The sequence below is a fragment of the Viridibacillus sp. FSL E2-0187 genome, assembly GCF_038006425.1.
Taxonomy (GTDB): domain Bacteria; phylum Bacillota; class Bacilli; order Bacillales_A; family Planococcaceae; genus Viridibacillus; species Viridibacillus arvi.
In genome coordinates this window covers 870,623-890,724 of the sequence record NZ_JBBOVG010000001.1, presented here as the reverse complement: position 1 = coordinate 890,724, position 20,102 = coordinate 870,623, and the positions used below count along the sequence as shown (strand labels likewise).

Annotated in this window: 18 protein-coding genes; 1 reads left to right on the top strand and 17 read right to left on the bottom strand. The window is 37.4% G+C overall.

The features are described from left to right. Positions 1-155: 155 nt before the first annotated feature. Both MHH85_RS04240 and MHH85_RS04235 read right to left on the bottom strand, forming a co-directional pair. Positions 156-971 carry a pyruvate, water dikinase regulatory protein gene (locus MHH85_RS04240; RefSeq protein WP_053416369.1) on the bottom strand — a complete coding sequence of 272 codons (816 nt, stop codon included), beginning with the start codon at positions 969-971 and terminating at the stop codon, positions 156-158. A 13-nt stretch (positions 972-984) separates the two neighbouring features. Continuing rightward, on the bottom strand, positions 985-1,623 hold the full coding sequence (locus MHH85_RS04235; protein WP_053416370.1) for a helix-turn-helix transcriptional regulator: 639 nt from the start codon (positions 1,621-1,623) through the stop codon (positions 985-987). Between the two features lie 325 nt (positions 1,624-1,948). Between MHH85_RS04235 and MHH85_RS04230 the strand changes: the two genes are divergently transcribed. After that, the gene (locus tag MHH85_RS04230) at positions 1,949-3,331 is read left to right on the top strand and encodes a glycine--tRNA ligase (RefSeq protein WP_340706031.1); all 1,383 of its coding nucleotides are present in this window, start codon (positions 1,949-1,951) and stop codon (positions 3,329-3,331) included. Positions 3,332-3,568: 237 nt separating this feature from the next. Here MHH85_RS04230 and recO read toward each other — a convergent pair whose 3' ends face one another. The 15 genes from recO to MHH85_RS04155 form a co-directional block, all read right to left on the bottom strand. After that, positions 3,569-4,387 (bottom strand): DNA repair protein RecO, encoded by an 819-nt coding sequence (recO, locus tag MHH85_RS04225; RefSeq protein WP_340706030.1) that lies wholly within the window; start codon positions 4,385-4,387, stop codon positions 3,569-3,571. 19 nt (positions 4,388-4,406) lie between these two features. Beyond that, positions 4,407-5,318, bottom strand: a complete 912-nt coding sequence (gene era, locus MHH85_RS04220) for a GTPase Era (protein ID WP_193740492.1) — start codon at positions 5,316-5,318, stop codon at positions 4,407-4,409. Further along, positions 5,305-5,712: a cytidine deaminase gene (locus tag MHH85_RS04215; protein WP_193740493.1), complete on the bottom strand. Its 408-nt coding sequence runs from the start codon at positions 5,710-5,712 to the stop codon at positions 5,305-5,307. The genes era and MHH85_RS04215 overlap by 14 nt, the downstream gene beginning before the upstream one ends. A 10-nt stretch (positions 5,713-5,722) precedes the next feature. Beyond that, positions 5,723-6,085, bottom strand: a complete 363-nt coding sequence (locus tag MHH85_RS04210) for a diacylglycerol kinase family protein (RefSeq protein WP_193740494.1) — start codon at positions 6,083-6,085, stop codon at positions 5,723-5,725. Beyond that, positions 6,072-6,560 carry an rRNA maturation RNase YbeY gene (gene ybeY / locus MHH85_RS04205; RefSeq protein ID WP_193740495.1) on the bottom strand — a complete coding sequence of 163 codons (489 nt, stop codon included), beginning with the start codon at positions 6,558-6,560 and terminating at the stop codon, positions 6,072-6,074. Before ybeY ends, MHH85_RS04210 begins: the two co-directional genes overlap by 14 nt. A 17-nt stretch (positions 6,561-6,577) precedes the next feature. Beyond that, positions 6,578-8,707: an HD family phosphohydrolase gene (locus MHH85_RS04200; protein ID WP_340706029.1), complete on the bottom strand. Its 2,130-nt coding sequence runs from the start codon at positions 8,705-8,707 to the stop codon at positions 6,578-6,580. Between the two features lie 190 nt (positions 8,708-8,897). Beyond that, positions 8,898-9,854: a PhoH family protein gene (locus MHH85_RS04195; protein ID WP_038187073.1), complete on the bottom strand. Its 957-nt coding sequence runs from the start codon at positions 9,852-9,854 to the stop codon at positions 8,898-8,900. A gap of 2 nt (positions 9,855-9,856) precedes the next feature. After that, positions 9,857-10,981, bottom strand: a complete 1,125-nt coding sequence (locus tag MHH85_RS04190; protein WP_340706028.1) for a sporulation protein YqfD — start codon at positions 10,979-10,981, stop codon at positions 9,857-9,859. 1 nt (position 10,982) lies between these two features. Further along, on the bottom strand, positions 10,983-11,225 hold the full coding sequence (locus tag MHH85_RS04185) for a hypothetical protein (protein ID WP_340706027.1): 243 nt from the start codon (positions 11,223-11,225) through the stop codon (positions 10,983-10,985). Between the two features lie 50 nt (positions 11,226-11,275). Further along, a complete protein-coding gene (locus tag MHH85_RS04180) occupies positions 11,276-11,755 on the bottom strand; it encodes a hypothetical protein (protein WP_340706026.1) in 480 nt (159 codons plus the stop codon). A 34-nt stretch (positions 11,756-11,789) separates the two neighbouring features. Next, the gene (gene floA / locus MHH85_RS04175) at positions 11,790-12,797 is read right to left on the bottom strand and encodes a flotillin-like protein FloA (RefSeq protein WP_227752113.1); all 1,008 of its coding nucleotides are present in this window, start codon (positions 12,795-12,797) and stop codon (positions 11,790-11,792) included. A gap of 20 nt (positions 12,798-12,817) precedes the next feature. After that, complete coding sequence (locus MHH85_RS04170; protein WP_340706025.1) at positions 12,818-14,131, bottom strand: NfeD family protein; 1,314 nt, start codon at positions 14,129-14,131, stop codon at positions 12,818-12,820. A gap of 119 nt (positions 14,132-14,250) precedes the next feature. After that, positions 14,251-16,242: an ABC1 kinase family protein gene (locus MHH85_RS04165; protein ID WP_340706024.1), complete on the bottom strand. Its 1,992-nt coding sequence runs from the start codon at positions 16,240-16,242 to the stop codon at positions 14,251-14,253. 140 nt (positions 16,243-16,382) lie between these two features. Continuing rightward, entirely contained in the window at positions 16,383-18,440 is a 2,058-nt protein-coding gene (locus MHH85_RS04160; RefSeq protein ID WP_340706023.1) for a bifunctional aldolase/short-chain dehydrogenase, read from the bottom strand. Further along, positions 18,409-20,091 carry a ribulokinase gene (locus MHH85_RS04155; protein ID WP_340706022.1) on the bottom strand — a complete coding sequence of 561 codons (1,683 nt, stop codon included), beginning with the start codon at positions 20,089-20,091 and terminating at the stop codon, positions 18,409-18,411. The genes MHH85_RS04160 and MHH85_RS04155 overlap by 32 nt, the downstream gene beginning before the upstream one ends. Positions 20,092-20,102: the final 11 nt, after the last annotated feature.

Sequence of the window (20,102 nt, the reverse complement as noted above, 5' to 3'; positions counted from 1 at the left end):
TAAAAATTTATATTTTATTATGGAAAGGTAAAAATGCTTATATACATTTTTACCACAATTTTTTATTATAAAACATTTTGTCTGAAAAATCTATCACTTTTTTGTAAAACACACAAAAAAACCTCCCCAAGAACGGGGCGGTTAACATACTTATATCATTGTTTCGATAATTGAATGCGATGTAGAATATCATTTGCAGTTTCTTCAACTGCACGGTTCGTCACATCAATGACATGACAACCAATTCGATCGACAACTTTTCGGAAATGTACGATTTCTTCATTGATTCGATCAAGTTTAGCGTAATTCGCACCGTCGTTTAACCCAAGTGCAATCAAACGCTCTTTTCTTATATTATTCAACTTTTCAGGTGAAATTACAAGCCCAAAGCATTTTTGAGAATCCACTAAAAATAATTCTTCTGGTGGTTCAACTTCAGGAACAAGTGGTACGTTTGCAACTTTAAAACGCTTATGAGCTAAATACTGCGATAATGGTGTTTTTGAAGTACGTGAAACTCCTACTAACACGATATCTGCTAGTAATAAGCCTCTAGGGTCTCGGCCATCATCGTATTTAACTGCAAATTCAATTGCTTCAATCTTTTTAAAATAATCATCATCTAATTTTCTTACTAACCCAGGCTCTTCTACAGGCTCTATTTTTAAAGTTTCTTCCAATTTCCCCATTAGTGGTCCCATCAAATCAATTGCTGGAACAATCATGTTATCACTTAAGTGTTGTATATAAGAGCGCATCTCTTCTTTTACAAGTGTATAGACGATTATAGCACCTTGTTCAGTAGCTAAATGAACGATTTCATTTAACTGTTCCAAACTCTCCACATGAGGGAATCGCTTCAAAAATGTATCTTGCATACCTGGTCTGAATTGACTGATTGCAGCTTTCGTGACAAGTTCTCCTGTCTCACCAACTGAATCAGAAACGATAAATACTGCTAATTTATTCATTGAATGCATCACCTCACAAATCATGGTTATCCGCAAGCGATAAAAATGCTCGCGTAATATTTGTTTTTGTTAGCCGACCTATGACTTCGTAGCCATCAGGATGTTCAAGGACGACAGGTAGCGCATCAATTTGTCTTTCAATAAGCTTTTGAGCAGCTTGAATCAATCCATCTGACTTCATACAAAATGCAATATTAGGCATTCTAGTCATTATAATATGCACTGGGATATGATTTAAGTCCTGATTTCCAATACTTGTGCGAAGCAAATCTTTCCTTGATAGGACACCTGTTAAGTAAGCGTTTTTGTCTACAACAAAAAGTGTTCCAACGTCTTCTAGAAACATCTGACAAATGGCATCATATACTGAAATATTCTCAGATACTACAACTGGAATTGATTGAAAATCTTTCACTTTCATATTCATCATGCTATCTATAACAGCTTGACCTGTCTTTTTACCAGAATAAAAATAACCAACACGTGGTCTAGCATCTAAATAACCTGCCATTGTAAGTATGGCTAGATCTGGTCTTAGTGTTGCTCTAGTCAGTGAAAGACGCTCAGCAATTTGTTCTCCCGTTATAGGACCGTTACCTTTAACAATTTCTAAGATCTCTTCCTGACGTTTGTTGAGTTCTATTGGACTCACCGCCTCAAAAAGTGTTATACTCAATACTTAATAATTATATACTATTTCACTGTATATTGCTAAGAAAAGAAACGCATGTTACAATGTGTTCAAATCATATAGGCGATGAACGGAAAATAAGTATCATTTCAAAACATAGCGAGTAGGGAAAGTGAAAGCCTACAGGAAATGAGAAACGGCAGCCGGGAGCTAACTTTTTTAAAGAGGACTAAGTTTATTCTTAGTCAATCGGGGTGGAACCGCGGGTCATTACGCACTCGTCCCCGGGCATTGTGCCCGGAGACGGGTGCTTTCTTATTTTCAATTACTTTTTGGAGGGATTTTCATGGCAAAATCAATGGAAAATATCGTCAGCTTAGCAAAACATCGTGGATTCGTATTCCCAGGATCTGAAATCTACGGTGGATTAGCAAACACTTGGGATTATGGCCCACTTGGTGTAGAACTAAAAAACAACGTAAAAAAAGCATGGTGGAAAAAATTCGTTCAAGAATCACAATATAATGTTGGTCTTGACGCAGCTATTCTAATGAATCCAAAAACTTGGGTAGCATCTGGTCACGTTGGTAACTTCAATGACCCAATGGTAGACTGTAAAAAATGTAAATCTCGCCACCGTGCAGATAAATTAATCGAAGATGCAGCATTAGCACAAGGTCAAGAAATTATCGTAGATGGTTTACCATTAGATAAAATGGCTGAAGTAATGAGTGAATATGATGTAAAATGCCCAGATTGCGGCGAGCAAGATTTTACAGAAATCCGCCAATTCAACTTAATGTTCAAAACTTTCCAAGGCGTAACTGAATCTTCAACAAACGAAATTTTCCTACGTCCTGAAACAGCACAAGGTATTTTCGTGAACTTCAAAAACGTTCAACGTTCAATGCGTAAACGTACACCATTTGGTATTGCACAAGTAGGTAAATCTTTCCGTAACGAAATCACTCCAGGGAACTTCACTTTCCGTACACGTGAATTCGAACAAATGGAACTTGAATTCTTCTGTAAACCAGGAACTGAATTAGAGTGGCACGCTTACTGGAAAGACTTCTGTAAAAACTGGTTATTAAACTTAAGTATGTCTGAAAGCAGCATGCGCCTACGTGATCACGCAGACGATGAACTTTCTCACTACTCAAATGCTACAACAGATATCGAATTCCAATTCCCATTCGGTTGGGGCGAACTTTGGGGCGTAGCATCTCGTACAGACTTCGATTTAAAACGTCATATGGAACATTCAGGTGAAGATTTCACTTATATCGATCCACTGACAAATGAACGCTATGTACCATATTGCATCGAACCATCATTAGGAGCAGACCGTGTAACTCTAGCATTCTTATGTGATGCATTTGACGAGGAAGAATTAGAGAACGACGACAAACGTACAGTTCTTCGCTTCCACCCTGCTTTAGCACCTTTCAAAGCAGCTGTATTACCACTTTCAAAAAAATTAGCAGAGCAAGCTAATGATGTTTGGGCTGATCTTCGTAAAGAATTCCCAGTGGATTATGACGAATCTCAATCAATCGGTAAACGCTACCGTCGTCAAGATGAAATTGGTACACCATTCTGTATCACATACGACTTTGACTCAGTAGAAGATGGCCAAGTAACAGTGCGTCACCGTGACTCAATGGAACAAGTTCGTATGCCGATTGCAGATGTTAAAGCTTATATCGCTAAACATTTAGAATTTTAATTCTAAATGTTTAAGCTGCCCGACAAGCACTGGCAGTCTCTCGGTCAAAAGCGCTATTACCTTTGACTTAGAGACTACAGTGACCTGGAAGGACTGACTCCTGAAGCTAGATATCTGATATCTGACCAATGGAAGACAATCAAAATTGATTATTGCACTATCTCAATCTGTTGTTATTTTGCTGATCAATTAAGTTATGAAATTATTATACTAAGAAAACAAAAACCCACAAACTGACTAATTTTCGTCAGCTTGTGGGTTTTCTGCTTCTTCGGATGCTTCTTTTTTAGATTCGAAATTAGCTCCGAATAATTGAGGTGCTCTTTCAAGTTGCTCAATAAATGATTTTGACTTTAAGCGCATGCCTGTTTGTTCTTCATAAATCGTTGTACTAATTTTCTTTATAAACTTTTTTGTTTCTTTTTTTAGTGTCAGTTTCCCTATTTTTTCAATAGGTACACTATAAAACATTCGAATAAGTTTTAACTGAGTTGGTGTTAGGCGTATGATATACGGATCTTGGTGGAAGCATCGATGACAAAGGAAGCCACCTTGTGTAAATGAAAAAGCGAATTCTCCATCAACTGCACTACAACTTGCACATTCATGCAATATTGGCTGCACACCTGTAAAAGGTAGCATTTTCCACTCCACAAACAATGCGATTGCTTCAGGGTCGTAACCTTCTTCAATGGCACGTAATGCTTGCACTAACACTTCAAAAGCATAAGGCTCCGCTTTTTCCGATTCAATTAAACGATCGACAAGTTCAACTGCATAACTTGCATAAGCGGTCGCTACAATATCTTCACGAATATGACGCATCGATTCTAGAGGTTCACCTTGTTGCACAGTGCCCATACCACGTCCTTGTTGAATTAAAAAGGAACCATATGTGAATGGTTGCGTAACTGAGGCTAAGCGGCTAGATGGTTTTTTCGCACCACGAGCCATAGCCGTTACCTTTCCAGCTTCTCGCGTCATAAACGTGACAATTTTATTGGTCTCGCCATATGGTTGTGTTTTTAAGACAATGCCTTCCCATTTATTCAGCAATTGTCTTCACATCCCTAACTTAATATTCGTCTTCTCTGAAACCAAAGTCACGTAATTGAGAAGATTTGTTACGCCAGTCTTTTTGTACTTTGACCCAAAGTTCTAAGTACACTTTACTGCCCAAAAGCATCTCAATGTCTTTACGTGCGCGGATTCCAACTTCTTTCAATAGGGCACCTCGTTTACCGATGACAATCCCCTTTTGTGAATCACGTTCTACAATAATTGTAGCCATTACACGAATCATATCTTTGTCTTCATCTTTTGCAATTTTGTCCACTTGTACTGCGATTGAATGTGGAATCTCTTCACGTGTTAAGTGCAGTACTTTTTCACGTACTAATTCAGAAATAATGAAGCGCTCAGGGTGGTCTGTTACTTGGTCAGCTGGGTAATATTGAGGTCCTTCAGGTAAATAATTTTCGATTGTTTCAAGCAAACGATCAACGTTATTACCATCAAGAGCAGAAATTGGAATAATCTCAGCAAAATCATATTCAGCTTTATAATCTTCAATTGTGTGCAATAAGTTATCAGGGTGCACTTGATCAATTTTATTGATTACTAAGAAGACAGGTGTCTGATTGCCTTCAAGCATTTCTAAAATGAACTGATCTCCCTTACCTAACTTTTGAGTTGCGTTGACCATGAACATAATGACATCAACTTCTCGCAAAGTGTTTTTAGACACTTTTAACATGAATTCTCCCAATTTATGTTTTGGTTTATGAATCCCTGGTGTATCGATGAAAACCATTTGGCTAGCATCTTGTGTTAAAACACCTTGTACTTTGTTTCGTGTTGTTTGTGGTTTATCACTCATAATGGCGATTTTCTGACCGATAACACGATTTAGAAACGTTGATTTCCCTACGTTTGGTCTACCAATTATTGAAATAAAGCCTGATTTAAATTGATTATTTTCCTGCATTCCTTAAATCCTCCGGTGTAAAGGCACCTGGTAAAAGTTCACGAACTGTTGTCTCTTGAACATCGCCTTTTAAATTTGTTAAGTAAACTGGCATATCTGGTGCGCAAAATTCAGCAATTACTTGGCGACATGCTCCACATGGTGAACATGGCCCTTCTGTATCCGCAACAACAGCTAGCGCAGTAAATTCTTTTTCGCCTTCTGAAACAGCCTTGAAAATGGCAGTACGTTCTGCACAGTTTGTCATACTGTAACTCGCATTTTCAATATTGCATCCACGGTAAACTTTGCCGTCTTTTGTTAGTAGAGATGCACCGACTTTAAATTTTGAATAAGGGACATGGGCATTTTCGCGTCCTATTTTTGACTCTTCCATTAATTGATGTTTGTCCATTAGAATCACCTCATGTAAAATAATTCATCCACTTAGGCAAAAAGATGAGTATTCCGATTATAGCACTTGCACAAGCAAATACAAGTACGGCACCTGCTGCCAAATCTTTTGACTGTTTGGCAAGAGGGTGTATCTCCGATGAAGCAAGGTCCACTACTCTCTCAATTGCAGTATTAATCATTTCAAGGGTTAGCATTATAGCAATGACAATAATAATTACTAGCCACTCCGTTTGCGACAATCCAGTAAGCAAACCCGCACTAATAACTATAATTGCCGCTAACAAATGGAAACGGAAGTTCTGTTCTCTAAATGCATACAATATCCCTTGAAATGCATATTGAAATGATTTCAAAAATTTACTGACGTTCATTAGCATCACGGCTTAAGCCGTAAGATTCAAGAATTTTATCTTGTTTGCCAAACATTACTTTTTCATCTTCAGGCACCATATGGTCGTAACCTAGTAAATGTAAAAAACCATGTACAGCTAAAAAGCCTAATTCTCGTTCAAATGAATGTCCGTATTCATCTGCTTGTTCTTTTGTACGATCGATTGAAATTATAATATCGCCTAAAATACGTGGCATACCTTCAGCAATAATTTCCACTTCTCCTTCTCCCATCTCTTCAAGGGCAAAGGAAATGACATCTGTTGGTGCATCTTTTTGGCGATATTGACGGTTAATTTCATGTATCGCTTCATTCGTTACAAACGTCACAGATAATTCTGTTTCATCTTCAATATTTTCAACTGTCGCAGCATGTTGTAGTAATTTTTCTACTAACTCGATATCAGAATCCTTTACTTTTGATGTTTCATCTAAAAAATCAATGTTTAAACTCATATAGTTGCCTCCTAGGCTTATTTTGGCTTCGGATATTCGATACGTGAATGGAAGATACCATTTAGCGTTTCACAAAAAACTGCTTCAATCTTTTTTAATTCCCGGACGGAAAGATCGCATTCATCAAATTGTCCATCCTGTAATTTGTCTTGTGCAATGGCATGAACCAGCTTTTGAATTTTCTCAGCAGTTGGTTCTTTCATTGAACGAACAGCAGCCTCTACACTGTCCGCTACACTTATTATAGCAACTTCTTTCGTTTGTGGCTTCGGTCCAGGGTAACGATAATTAGATTCAATTACGGCTGGATTTTTTTCCTTCTCTTTATAATAAAAGAATTTCAAAAGACTTGTCCCATGATGTTGTCTTGCAATGTCTATAATTTCTTTGGGCATTTTATAAGCTTCTAACATCTTAGCCCCGTCTTCAGCATGCGCGATAATAATATCTCGACTCGTTTCTGCTGGCAAGCTATCATGAGGATTGATTGCTCCCATTTGATTTTCAACAAAGAATCCCGGCCTTTTTGTCTTTCCAATATCATGATAATAGCAACCTACTCTTGCAAGCAAGCCATCCGCTCCAATAGCTTCACAGGCAGCATCAGCTAAGTTTGCTACCATTACACTGTGATGATAAGTACCAGGTGTTTCTACTAAAATCTTCTTTAATAAAGGATGATTTGGACTTGATAATTCTATTAATCTAAAGGATGAAAGAATTCCAAAAGCAGATTCGATAAACGGTAATAACCCTAATGTAAGTGCACCTGACAATAATGCTGAAACGATGGAAGCGACTAAATAATACGCTAGTTCCGTCATACCATATGTAGATTGAGTTAATAGTAAATAAAACCCAATGAAAGTTGCATTTACTAAGGCAATACCCATACTTGTTTGTAAAATACGTGAACGTTTTTCAATTCCTTTACTGAAAAACAAGCTACTTAATCCACCAAAGATAATATATAAAGATACTTCCATTTGAATGACAGTAGCGTAACCCTCTTGGAAAATAACGCCTGCTGCAACTCCTGTCATAATTGTTATAATAATTGCGATACGCTCATTAACTAGTAATCTAATAAGCATTGGGGCCATCGCAACTGGGTAAAGAAACCCTATCATCACTTCGAACTCATTTTTAATGAGACTCAGTAATTCCATCACGACAATGGATAGTAAATATATTGTTACTGTAATGATTAAATCGCGGACTTTAATCATTTTATCCGCTTTCCAATTACGGAAAATTGCATAGAAGAATGTCATTTGTAAAGAAATGAGTAACAATAAACCCATAATAGGTTTAGTGGAAGTATGATCAGCAAGCATTCCCGTTAACTCTAATTCTCGGTACACATCTCGATCAATCACTTGTCCTTCTTGTACAATAATTTGACCTTGTAAAATGCGTGTTGGATCCACATTAGCCTTAGCTTGTTCAATTTGTTCTTTTGTTAAATCTGGATTTTCAGTTTCCGTTTCTGTAATAGAGAAACGTCCTATTGATACAAGTGTTGCACGAATTTCATCTGGAAACTCAGGTTTTTCTCGAATTTCTTTATCAATTTTCGCCTTTACCTCTGCTACATGATCAGTTCGAATAGGTTCAGACAGCTGCTTTTTCACAAGTTCCGTTAACTCATCACGCGTTACACGTAAAGAGTCATTATCTTGTTCTAGTAATGCTGTCAATTCTTGATCAGTAAATCTGAGTCCTTGACCATCTGTTTTTAATGCGATTAATTTTTCTCGTAGTTCTGCTACACGATCTTGCATAACAGCTTCTTTTTCTTTTTTAGTTTTTCCTTCTTCAATTGACGTTTTCACTTCTAAAACATAGTCAAAAATGGACTTAATCATTGATGCACGATTTTTAGCAATCTCTTCAGAATAATGAAAGACAGGCTTTACACTGCTAGCAGCTTGTTCTCTATCTTCCTCAGTTTTTACTGTGTCCTCTACTGTCTTCATCGAACGTATCGTATCCGGCGATAATTGAAATAGTTTTAAGTCGAAATGTTCGCCCCTCACATTCCCAAGCATCAGTGAAAATTGCAAAATGCCCGTGATAGTTAATATGACGGCAAGTAATACCGGAAAACGAAAGTACTGTATTAGCTTTTTTAAAAAAGCATCCATACAGACACCTCCTATCTATAGACTATCATATCAACAATTGACATTTTTTTCACAAAAAATATAACGGATTTCGATATAAATAATATTAAGTATATAAATAATTAATATTATCAACACAAAATCGACACGAAAACATTTATATAAAAATAAAACGCAACACCCATATAATGAGTATTGCGCATCTAACACACTATTGCTCTTCTTCATAAGCTTGTATAATTTTTGCTACAAGTGGATGACGAACTACATCCGCTTGTTCAAGAATTTGAAAATGGATATCCTTCACATTTTGTAAAGTTTGTTCAGCATTTGTTAACCCTGATATTGCACCTTTCGGTAGGTCAATTTGAGTTTTATCGCCTGTTATAACCATTTTCGATCCAAAACCAAGACGTGTTAAAAACATCTTCATTTGTGCTTTAGTTGTATTTTGAGCTTCGTCTAATATAACGAAGGCATCATCTAACGTACGTCCACGCATATAGGCAAGTGGCGCAATTTCAATCGTGCCTCGGTCAATTAGTCGTGTCGTTTGTTCTGCTCCTAAAATATCATGCAGTGCATCATATAAAGGACGTAAATACGGGTCGACCTTTTCCTTTAAATCTCCTGGTAAGAAACCTAGACTTTCTCCAGCTTCTACTGCAGGACGTGTTAAAATAATTCGTTTTACATTGCCGTTTTTTAGTGCTTGTGTTGCCATTACTACAGCTAAATACGTTTTCCCAGTTCCTGCAGGCCCAATACAAAAAGTTAAATCTCGGTGTCTAATAGCTTGAATATATTCGCGTTGACCTATCGTTTTGGCCCGAATCATTTTACCTTTTGTATTTCGGGCTATGACTTCATCATAGAGTTCTGCAAAATACTCAATTGTACCGTTTTTAGCCATTTCAACTGCTGTAGCAACATCGCGTTGATTGATATTGATTCCCTTACGAATAACTTTTAATAATTGTTCTAATAATTTCGTTGCATCGTCTTTTTGGCTTTCATTACCGACAATATGAATTGTTTCGCCACGCGTAATGATTTGCACATTAAAAGCCGTTTCAATCAATTTCATATTTACATCTGATATACCTAAAAGCATTACCGCTTCGTTAGGATCTTGCACGTTTAATTGGGTTGGTTGTTGTTCTAGCATGCTCAATCTCCTTGATAAATCGCTTGTTTAACTGCAATGTTTTCATTTACCAAAAACAATACTTTCCCTTTTACTGTATCATTATCAATAGCAACCTGCAAAAGTTTTTCCCGCTTCATAACAGTTTTAGGTGGCAATTCATTGACATATTTTTGATGGAGTAGTGGTAACAGTACCTTTTCAACCGATTGCTCATCTAAAACAAGCTCTCTTGTTATACCTTGCTGTGTGACAGATAAGTCAACATACTTGGCTAACCATTTAGGTAGTTTTACTGTTTGCCAGTCACCGTCCTTTTTTTTCTTATCCTTTTTCCACTTCAACTCATAATGCCGTTCTCCTGATACCTCATATTCAACCTTTTTTGGTACTGAAAACGACGCCTCAATCCAGTAGTCCGCAAATACCTCTCCTTCAGCCCCGTAGACGATTTCTTTCTCACCTTGTTTCAATATACCGGTGACGAGCAAATCACCCGCATAAACGGCCTTATTTTCCTCTACAACGCGTTCACCTTTCGTTAAATTAAAATGCGTTATAACACCACTCTTTTTAGCTATTAAGTGGCTCGGTTGTTCTTTTTTTTCAATTTCAGTATCTAGCTTAGGCGAAGGGATTGATGAAAAGGTGAGATGACTTCCTTGCTGATTAATATGCACCCAAGATAATTCTCGCTGATCCTGTAAAATTTGCTGTCTAATCACTGTTTCATCAGGTAACTTACGCTTTAAAAATGGCGGTGAAATTTGCAATATATATAAACTCTTTTGCAGCTCTTCCTCCTGCTCTGGAGTGGATGCATCGATATCGACAGACCAAATAAATTGTGAAGCGCATAATGGGACGAGAAATAGCAATAATAACCCTACATGCACGATCCATTCATTACGTAAAATAACTTCCTCGTCTAACCAGTCTATTGTAATTCTCATATGATGCTTACGTCTGAGTTTACGAATCATCGATAAATGTTTACGAGTTGTTTGGAATGTTACATAATTTTTTGTTGTTTTCACTTTCTTAAGAGGAATGTTCGCCTTTGCTAATGCCCTTAAAAATCCAGGTAAGCGATCATTTTGCGTCACTTCTAACTCCAGTTTACGATTATTCCATCCATGCCTTTGCAAATTAACTCTCCTGCCATTTTTCTATTGTCATTTTTTCTAATTGATTCAATTTCAAAGCTACCAGCTCGTCCTTTAGCACTTGGATTTGCAGCTCTTTCGCTTCGATTTGAATGATAAACTCTTCGTGCAAAAATTCCACTTGCTTTTCAGAAATCTTTTGAATTGTAATTTTTCCTCTTAACTGGATCGTTTGGAAGTTTTCAATTTCGATAAGAGGCAGTAGCTGAAATAGCCGTTTCGACATACAAAAACCCCCTTCTCTATAGCATATGCAAAGAGAGCGGGGGTCATGTATTAGCGTTTCGATTTTGGTGGACCTAATATTTCGGCCATAATAATTGATTGCGCTAATTGATTTTTTGTTTGTGGAAAATTAAACGTTTTATTATCAGTTTGTTTCACTTTTTTCTGAATTTCTGCTCCGCGAGACATGGCAGGACGGGTCGATCTTGAGCTTTCAAAACTACGTGTTCCCTCTGACAGACTGCTTTGCTCCAAAATAGGTGCAACTTTTTCTTCGATAATTTCTTTCGCTTTTTCAACTTCAGCTTTCGGTTGTTCACCAAATTTGTTTTCAAGATCACGGAAAACTTCTTTCGCATAATCTTCTAAACTACGTGTTTGACCTGTTCTTTGTGGCATCGGTTTACGGTGTTCTGAATTTTGCGGTTTTTGAACAGGCCCCTTATTTGGTGCTTGCTTATCCTCTGACTTTTTGCCCTTTAAAAAAGCACTTATGATAGCGGATACTATGACCAGGATGATTGCTTCCAATGGAAGTGCCTCCCTCCTAAAGGTTGACGATTACTTATTGATTGTCATTGGTGTTATCATGTGAATCTTGATTAATTTTACTAATTGAATCACGCATGCTTGTGTCAGCCTGCACGTTTTTGTAGTTCATATAATCCATAATACCGATATTACCGGTACGAAGTGCTTCTGCCATAGCTAATGGAACCTCAGCTTCTGCTTCCACTACTTTCGCTTTCATCTCTTGCACTTTTGCAACCATTTCTTGTTCATTGGCTACAGCCATTGCACGACGTTCTTCAGCTTTTGCTTGTGCGATATTTTTGTCAGCTTGCGCTTGCTCAATTTGAAGTTCTGCGCCGATATTTTTGCCGACATCAACGTCTGCAATATCGATCGATAGAATTTCAAAAGCTGTACCAGAGTCTAGACCTTTTGATAATACAGTTTGAGAAATTGAATCTGGATTTTCTAATACTGTTGAATGGTTTTTAGAGCTACCGATTGTACTAACAATACCTTCACCTACACGGGCAACGATTGTTTCTTCACCGGCACCACCAACTAAACGTTCAATATTAGCACGTACTGTAATACGGGCTTTCGCTTTAACTTCAATACCATTCATTGCTACACCCGCGATAAATGGTGTTTCAATAACTTTCGGGTTAACCGACATTTGAACAGCTTCTAATACGTCACGACCTGCAAGATCGATTGCTGCACAGCGTTCAAAAGTTAACTCGATATTTGCACGGTGTGCTGCGATTAACGCATTAACAACACGGTCTACGTTACCACCTGCAAGATAATGACTTTCTAGTTGATTAATTGTTACTGGTAATCCTGCTTTATGCGCTTTAATTAATGGATTGACGATGCGTGATGGAATAACTCGACGTAAACGCATACCAATTAATGTGAAAATACTAACTCTTACTCCAGCTGCTAATGCAGAAATCCACAATGCCACAGGGACAAATGTAAATAGAACTGCTAATGCTATAAATACGACTACAATAGCGATAATAGCTGTAATTGCACTACCTGTTAATGCACCCATTTAAAACTTCCTCCTTTAGTTTAGAGTACCTCTCTTACTACGATTCGAGGACCTTCAACTTTAATAATTATAACCGTTTTTCTTGCATCAATGTAACCGCCTTCAGAGACGACATCGATTCTTTCACCATCTAGCATAATTGCGCCAGAGGGTCTTAGAGGTGTTGAAGTTATAGCCTCTTTTCCAAGAAGCTCTAGACGATTCTTGTTTGATACATAACCACTCTCTGTATCAGTTGCGTCTTTTAACACCATTTTGTTTAGCAATGTCATTTTTTTACCGAAAAATTTCATTATAATCACCATTCCTATTACTGCTACTAACAGAGCCATAAGAATTGAATAAGCCATGTAGGTCACATTAGCACCAGCTAATAATAGACTTAAAACAATTGCGCCAAATCCAATAATACCACTAATACCACCAGGCAAGAAAAATTCAGCCACTATTAGTATAATCCCGACAATCACTAATATGATGGATTCATATCCTGCAAATCCAGCAACTAGATGACCAAAGAAAAATAGAATGATGGCTATTATACTCATAGTTCCCGCTACACCAAAGCCAGGTGAATATAACTCTATTACTAATCCTAAACTAGCGATTGATAAAAGTATAGGGACAATAATGGGATTAGTAATAAACCGTGCGATTTGCTCTGCAAAGGATTCATTTACATTCACAATTTCCGCACCATCTAAATCTATCTTCTCAAGAAGTTCTTGAAACGACGAAACAGTCCCTTCAGAATACCCAACTTTTAACGCTTCATTAGCAGTTAGTGTTAGTAAATTCCCTTCTGCCGCTCTAAATTCTGGTAAGGCATAGGATAAATCTGCCATTGCTAGTGCATATTTAGGGTTGCGATTCGAGGTTTCTGCCGCTGCTTGCATTTGAGCCAGCCAAGCACTGTTGGCTTTTTGACCGGCCATATTACCATCAGAATCAATAACTGCCGCAGCCCCAATTGTACCATTAGGCACCATATAAATTTCATCGGCATGCAATGCTATAAATGCGCCTGCTGAATGGGCATCTTTATTTATAAATGCAATTGTTCTAACTGGTGTTTCATCCATGAGCTTTGCAATATCGCCCGCTGCATTGACAAAACCACCTGGCGTATGAATATCTAAAACAATTGCCTTGGCACCACTTTCTTCAGCTTCTTTAAAAGCTCTTTGCAAGAAAGCATATAAGCCTTTCTCAACTTCTTTTTCCACTGGCACATGATACACTTCTGATTTAGCGAAAACAGAAGCTAGTGGCAAAAGTAGCATGAATGACATAAGCATCAAAAATAATAAGCTAACCTTTTTAGATTGCTGCAACTTCACCCCACCTTTCTACTATGAAGTATGCCTAATTAATCTACGGTTGAACTACTAAAAGGTTTCAATTTTTTTTAATTTAATATCCACCTTTAAATTGAAGGTGGATAACACACTTCTTATAATGCGCGCTTTGAATTTCTAATTGCTTGAACAGACAATCTAACAAGTAACACTGCACTTAAAAATAAACCTAAAAAAGACACTGTATTTAAATAAACTGCATACGCAGTATTTATAAATTGTGAAATGGCTAAAAGTGCAACTGAAATAATCCCAAACGTAATGCCTACCATTAATAAGATGAAAAGTGAGAACCATTGCGAGATAAACAAAGCATTCTCCTTACCAGAGAACATATCTAGCTTGACCTTCATCTCACCTTTTTCTAACCTTGTTGTAATATGGTCAATTTTTTTAGGCATCTGTTTGAGCATTGGCAACATCATAATCAGCTCTTGTTGTAAGTGGCTTTTTAGCTCTGTAGGACTTGAAATCGTCACAAAGGCTCTTTTATTCTTTGCTGTAAAACGCTTTGCTTCTGAGAATAAATCAAAAGTAGGATCTACTCCATTAAGTGTACCTTCTAAAGTGATTAACGCGCGTAATGCTACACCTACCATTGGATAAAGCTTCAACTCATAATGCTGAATAATAGTAAATAACGTTTGTACAAGTTCCTCAGTGGATACTTTATCTAAATATTGTAATTGTATAAGTAGCTGACTTAATGCTTGTAATAATCCCTCTTCATCCATTCCGTTCGTATCCACAAGTAAATCCTTCAAGCCTTCTAACACAATTTTTGGATCATTCCGCTCTATACCAATAAATAGCGTCCTTAACCCCTTTTGTTGCATCGGCCCTAGTCTACCGACAGCTCCAAAATCTAAAAATGCTGCCTTACCATTATTCATGACAAATATATTTCCTGGATGAGGATCTGCATGAAATACTCCTGCTACTAGCAGCTGTTCTAAAAAGCTATCATAAATTGAACTAAGTAATTCATGCTTTTTTTCATTTGTATTTTCAAAATTTTGTTGATAGTTATATATACTGACACCATGTATGTACTCCAAGACGAGTAAATACTCGTTGCTATATTCTTTATAAACATGTGGAATTTTGACTTTGTTTTTGCTTTTAGAGAGTGCATTCGAAACTTGTTCCATATTGCGAACTTCCATTTCAAAATTAATCTCTTCAAGTAAACTATTAGCAAAGCCAGTCGCCAGCTGATGAAAACCCAAATTTTCAGCCCAAGTTGACTCTTCAACTAGCCAATTTGAAAAGTGTAATAAAATATTTAAGTCTTTTTGCATAACCGAAGTTATATTAGGTCTTAGTAATTTTACGACAACCTCTTTGCCATTCTCTCTCAAGACAGCCTTATGTACTTGCCCTATGGAGCCCGAAGCAATAGGCTGCATATTAAAACTCCGAAATACTTCCGACATCGGCTTTGTTAAATCTTGTTCCAACCTCTTTTCTACTTGCTCAGATGTCATTGGTTTAACGTTCTGCTGTAACGTAGATAACTCTTCTATAAAAACAGCAGGAAAAATATCTTTGCGTGCTGATAACACCTGACCGAATTTAATAAAAATACCACCGCATTCTTCTAGCATATTACGCAATGCTATAGCTAAATAGCGATCATTTTCGTACGTACGCTTATACTTAAGCGCTTTACCTATACCATGTTTAAAAGCTATTTGAAATACCTCAACGAGCCTCTTTTGTCTATGAAATTTGCTGCGAAATCTTGTGACGATATTTTTTTGCCCTGTTAATCTTTCACCCTTCGCTCCTAGTTGAATAGGGTCAAAAAGTTCTAAGATTAAATAAAATAACATTGCGATTAATAACATGCTGCCGATCCACACCAGTGTACTGACATTTGTTACTGCTTGCATCATGTCTTCATTTTTATACTCGGTATGCCGTAAATACGAATACCAATAAACAAACGTTGTGAAAGTCAAACTAAATACTGCTGATAAAACACGCTTCATAAAATTTAATTTCGTACCGATCAAACGACCACTGACAAAATAGATAATTAAACCAACTATTAAGAGTTGTAATACAGTCCAAATATAATGCATAACTTCACCTACATATCTTGTATGATGTCTATAATTAAATCACAAATAGCCTCACGATTGCTTGTAAAGCATATCAATAAAAACATAAAAAAATGAAAAAGCTAGCACATTCTTTTTTGAATGAACTAGCTTTTATTTTATTATCTAGTGAATGCTGCAGCTACTCCCCCATCAACAGTGACCATACATCCTGTTGTTTTTGCCGCTTTCTTCGATGCGAAAAAGGCAATTGCTTCAGCAATATCGATTGGATAAATATTTTCTTTTAATACTGTGCGATCTTTATAATGATTTTCTAGCTCATCTGGATGAATGTTGTATGCCGCTGCACGTTCCTCACGCCACTTCGATCCCCAAATTGCAGATCCTTGCAGAACAGCATCTGGTAATACTGAATTGGCACGAATACCAAAGTCGCCACCTTCTGCTGCTATACAGCGAGCTAAATGCACTTCTAACGCTTTTACCGAACTATACGCTGAAACATTTTTACCTGCATAGACTGAGTTTTTAGAGCCAATAAAAATCATGCTGCCACCTAGTAGCTGTTTTTTCATAATTGTAAACGCCTCTCGGGAAACTAAGAAATATCCCGTTCCTAATACATTCATATTAAGGTTCCATTCTTGTAAAGTTGTTTCCTCTAATGGACTAGAAGTTGCTAATCCAGCATTATTCACAAGAATGTCTACGCCTCCATACTTCAAAACAGTTTGTTCGAAAGCTTCTTTTATTTGCGCTTCGTCCGTAACATCCATCACTACCGAAAACGCACGTCCTTCCCCGTATTTCTGATTCAATTCAGCGGCCACTTTTTCAGCACCTTCTTTATTTAAATCAGCAATTACGATATGTGCGCCTTGAGAAGCAAGTAATCGGCATGTAGCACTACCAATACCCCCTGCTCCTCCTGTAATTAAGGCCACGTGTCTTGAAAACTCGGCTTCCGCTGGTGCTAAACTCAGTTTATAAAGTTCTAATGGCCAATACTCAACTGCAAATGATTCTTCATCTGATAGCGAAGTAAATCCACCAATAGCATCTGCCCCTTTCATCACTGAAATGGCACGATGATACAAAGCCTGGCTTAACTCGGCAGCTTGTATATCTTTCCCTGTTGTGATCATCCCAAGCCCACGAATCAAAATAACTCTGGGAGAAGGATTAAACATTTTATCATCTTCATTTGCAAAGCGGTTAAAATATGCCTCATATTCAGATTGATAAGCCTTAATTTTCTCTTGAATTACCATCTCTAATGTATCTTCATTACCATCCCATTCAATAAATAACGGTACACGCTTCGTATGTACTAAATGGTCTGGGCAAGCTGCTCCTACACTAGATAAAGTTTCAATTTTCCGACTATTGATAAAAGTAAGGACCTCTTCAGATTGATCGATGCTTGTAATCACTTTTTCATATTTTGAAGCCACTCCACGTACACCAGGTAAAACCTTGCTTAATAATCGCTGTCTAGTTTCCGCTTCTATAGGCTCTATAAGTTGCCCTCCAAATGGCTCCTGTGTGGCAGCAATTGAATCGATATAAGCTTCTGCTTTATTAATTACATCAATTGTTCTTGTGTAGCTTTCTTCCGCGGTATTTCCCCATACAACTAGACCATGCTTTTCCATTAAAACAAGTTCAGCATTTGGGTTGTTTTGCACGCCTTCAGCAATCATTTTTGACAACAAAAATCCTGGTCTTAAATAAGGCACCCAAACAAAGCTATCTCCAAATATCGATTTAGCTATCTCTTTACCATTCGGAGCACAGCATATGCTAATGATTGCATCTGGATGTGTATGGTCAATGTGCTTAAATGGTAAAAAGGCATGTAAGAGTGTTTCAATAGAAGGTCTTGGCTGCTTTTTAGACAGCATACAATGCTCTAAGTACGCTACCATTTCTTCATCTGTCATTGCATCACGTTCTATTAGTTGTTGCATATCTGTAAGTTTTAACGCTGTGAAGTTATGATCACCCATAGTGGCTAGGTCAGACCCACTCCCTTTTACCCACATGACTTCTACTTCCTCGCCTTTAAAATCTTTTGCCGTTGTTTTAAAGGAAGTATTTCCTCCACCCCAGTTACATACGCGTCGATCGCTTCCTAGTAAATTGGATCGGTATGTTAATTCCTCAACCTTATTGACAGCAGGTCTATTTAATTGATTCCATAAATTTTGCACCATTTTTCATTTCCCTCCCAGTCTTTAATGTGTGTAAAGTTAAAAGATCCCCATTGCTGCTAAAATAATGGCTAAGGTTTCTATATATGCCATATAGTTTGTTGTAGATCTCTTCATTTTTTTTATTCGGTGAATATTGTATATAATCCTTAAAACCTATCTTTTGGATTGCACTATTGAGAGCATCTTTTTCATTGGGTTTGTCATTGACTGCAGCAGCACCTAAGATAGCCGCTCCTAGAGCCGGTATTTGGTTGTGATCAACAACTAAGATTTCCTTTTGTAAGACATCTGCGTATATTTGCATAAGGAATGGATTCTTTTTTGGAATCCCACCAGTTACAACTATTTGATGTATATCTATATTTTTTTCTTCAAATAAATCGACAATCACTTTTGTACCAAAAGCTGTTGCTTCAAGTAAGGTACGGTATTTCTCATGAGCTTCTGTTTGTAATGTTTCACCCACGAATACACCTGAAAAATTCGAATTAACATATGGAGTACGATTTCCATTATGCCAATCAAGTGCTACCATCCCTGTTTCACCAGCTTCAAGGGCTTCAGCCTTTTCGTTTAACAGTTGAAAAAGAGTTGAATTTCGCTCCTTGGATTCCTGAGTATAATATGCTGGTACTTGGTGTTTTATAAAACTCGCAAAAATATCACCAACTGCTACTTGCCCTGCCTCATATGCATATAAACCAGGGAGAATACCATCTTTCACAACTCCTGAGATACCTGGTATAGTAATCTCTTGTTCGCTTAATAGTAAATGGCAACTTGATGTCCCCATTACGATTTGGAGAATTCCAGGTTTATAGATGCCTGCTCCAGGGACTGCCGCATGTGCATCTATAATACTTGCACCAACAGCTGTATCTTCTGATAACCCAAGTAATTTAGCAAAATAAGGTGTTAACGTTCCTGCAGAGCTGCCTACTGGGATAACTTCGCCTTTTAGTTGACGAGTGTAGACGTCTCCTAAGCACGGATGAATAGATTGAAGTATTTCTTTTTCTAAATACCCATCTTTTTTTTGCCAAAGTCCTTTATAACCTGCAGAACATGTACTTCTAGATACGTTCCCCGTTAATAGTGAAACAATCCAATCTCCAGCTTCTAAAAAATAATCCATATTCTCAAAAAGTGAAGGTGTATCATTTAAAATTTCCAATAACTTAGGAAGTAACCACTCAGAAGAAATGACTCCGCCATATTTATCAAGATAAAGATGGTCTGCCAGCTTCTCCGTTATAAATTGTGCCTCTTTCTCCGCACTATGACTCTTCCACAACTTTGCATAAGCATGCGGTTGATCAACATACATTTCCTTGCTACATAATGGAGATAATTGCTGATCCACTGGTAAACAAGTACAGCTCGTAAAAGCGACGCCCATTCCTTTAATATTGTTAGAATCGACTTTCGTTTCTTCCAGTAAACTCCGTACAGTAGTCGTTAATACTTCTAAATAGTCCTTCGGCTGTTGTAGCACCATGTTAACTTTAAGGGGTTTGCCATTTAATGATTTCGTCAAAACCCCATTTGGATAAGACATTTCAGCTACTTTAATAATGTCTCCATTTTCACTATCCACTAAGACAGCTCTACCCGATTCTGAACCAAAATCTATGCCAATTACATAGTTCATCTTTAGCTCCT

What these genes read in the sequence shown, in the direction of transcription:
- MHH85_RS04230 (WP_340706031.1), top strand. Translation starts at nt 1,949, where the DNA reads ATGGCAAAATCAATGGAAAATATCGTCAGCTTAGCAAAACATCGTGGA.
- MHH85_RS04185 (WP_340706027.1), bottom strand. Translation starts at nt 11,225, where the DNA reads ATGTCGAAACGGCTATTTCAGCTACTGCCTCTTATCGAAATTGAAAAC.
- MHH85_RS04195 (WP_038187073.1), bottom strand. Translation starts at nt 9,854, where the DNA reads ATGCTAGAACAACAACCAACCCAATTAAACGTGCAAGATCCTAACGAA.
- ybeY (WP_193740495.1), bottom strand. Translation starts at nt 6,560, where the DNA reads ATGAGTTTAAACATTGATTTTTTAGATGAAACATCAAAAGTAAAGGAT.
- MHH85_RS04200 (WP_340706029.1), bottom strand. Translation starts at nt 8,707, where the DNA reads ATGGATGCTTTTTTAAAAAAGCTAATACAGTACTTTCGTTTTCCGGTA.
- MHH85_RS04240 (WP_053416369.1), bottom strand. Translation starts at nt 971, where the DNA reads ATGAATAAATTAGCAGTATTTATCGTTTCTGATTCAGTTGGTGAGACA.
- era (WP_193740492.1), bottom strand. Translation starts at nt 5,318, where the DNA reads ATGCAGGAAAATAATCAATTTAAATCAGGCTTTATTTCAATAATTGGT.
- MHH85_RS04210 (WP_193740494.1), bottom strand. Translation starts at nt 6,085, where the DNA reads ATGAACGTCAGTAAATTTTTGAAATCATTTCAATATGCATTTCAAGGG.
- MHH85_RS04215 (WP_193740493.1), bottom strand. Translation starts at nt 5,712, where the DNA reads ATGGACAAACATCAATTAATGGAAGAGTCAAAAATAGGACGCGAAAAT.
- MHH85_RS04160 (WP_340706023.1), bottom strand. Translation starts at nt 18,440, where the DNA reads ATGGTGCAAAATTTATGGAATCAATTAAATAGACCTGCTGTCAATAAG.
- MHH85_RS04165 (WP_340706024.1), bottom strand. Translation starts at nt 16,242, where the DNA reads ATGCATTATATTTGGACTGTATTACAACTCTTAATAGTTGGTTTAATT.
- floA (WP_227752113.1), bottom strand. Translation starts at nt 12,797, where the DNA reads ATGGGTGCATTAACAGGTAGTGCAATTACAGCTATTATCGCTATTGTA.
- MHH85_RS04155 (WP_340706022.1), bottom strand. Translation starts at nt 20,091, where the DNA reads ATGAACTATGTAATTGGCATAGATTTTGGTTCAGAATCGGGTAGAGCT.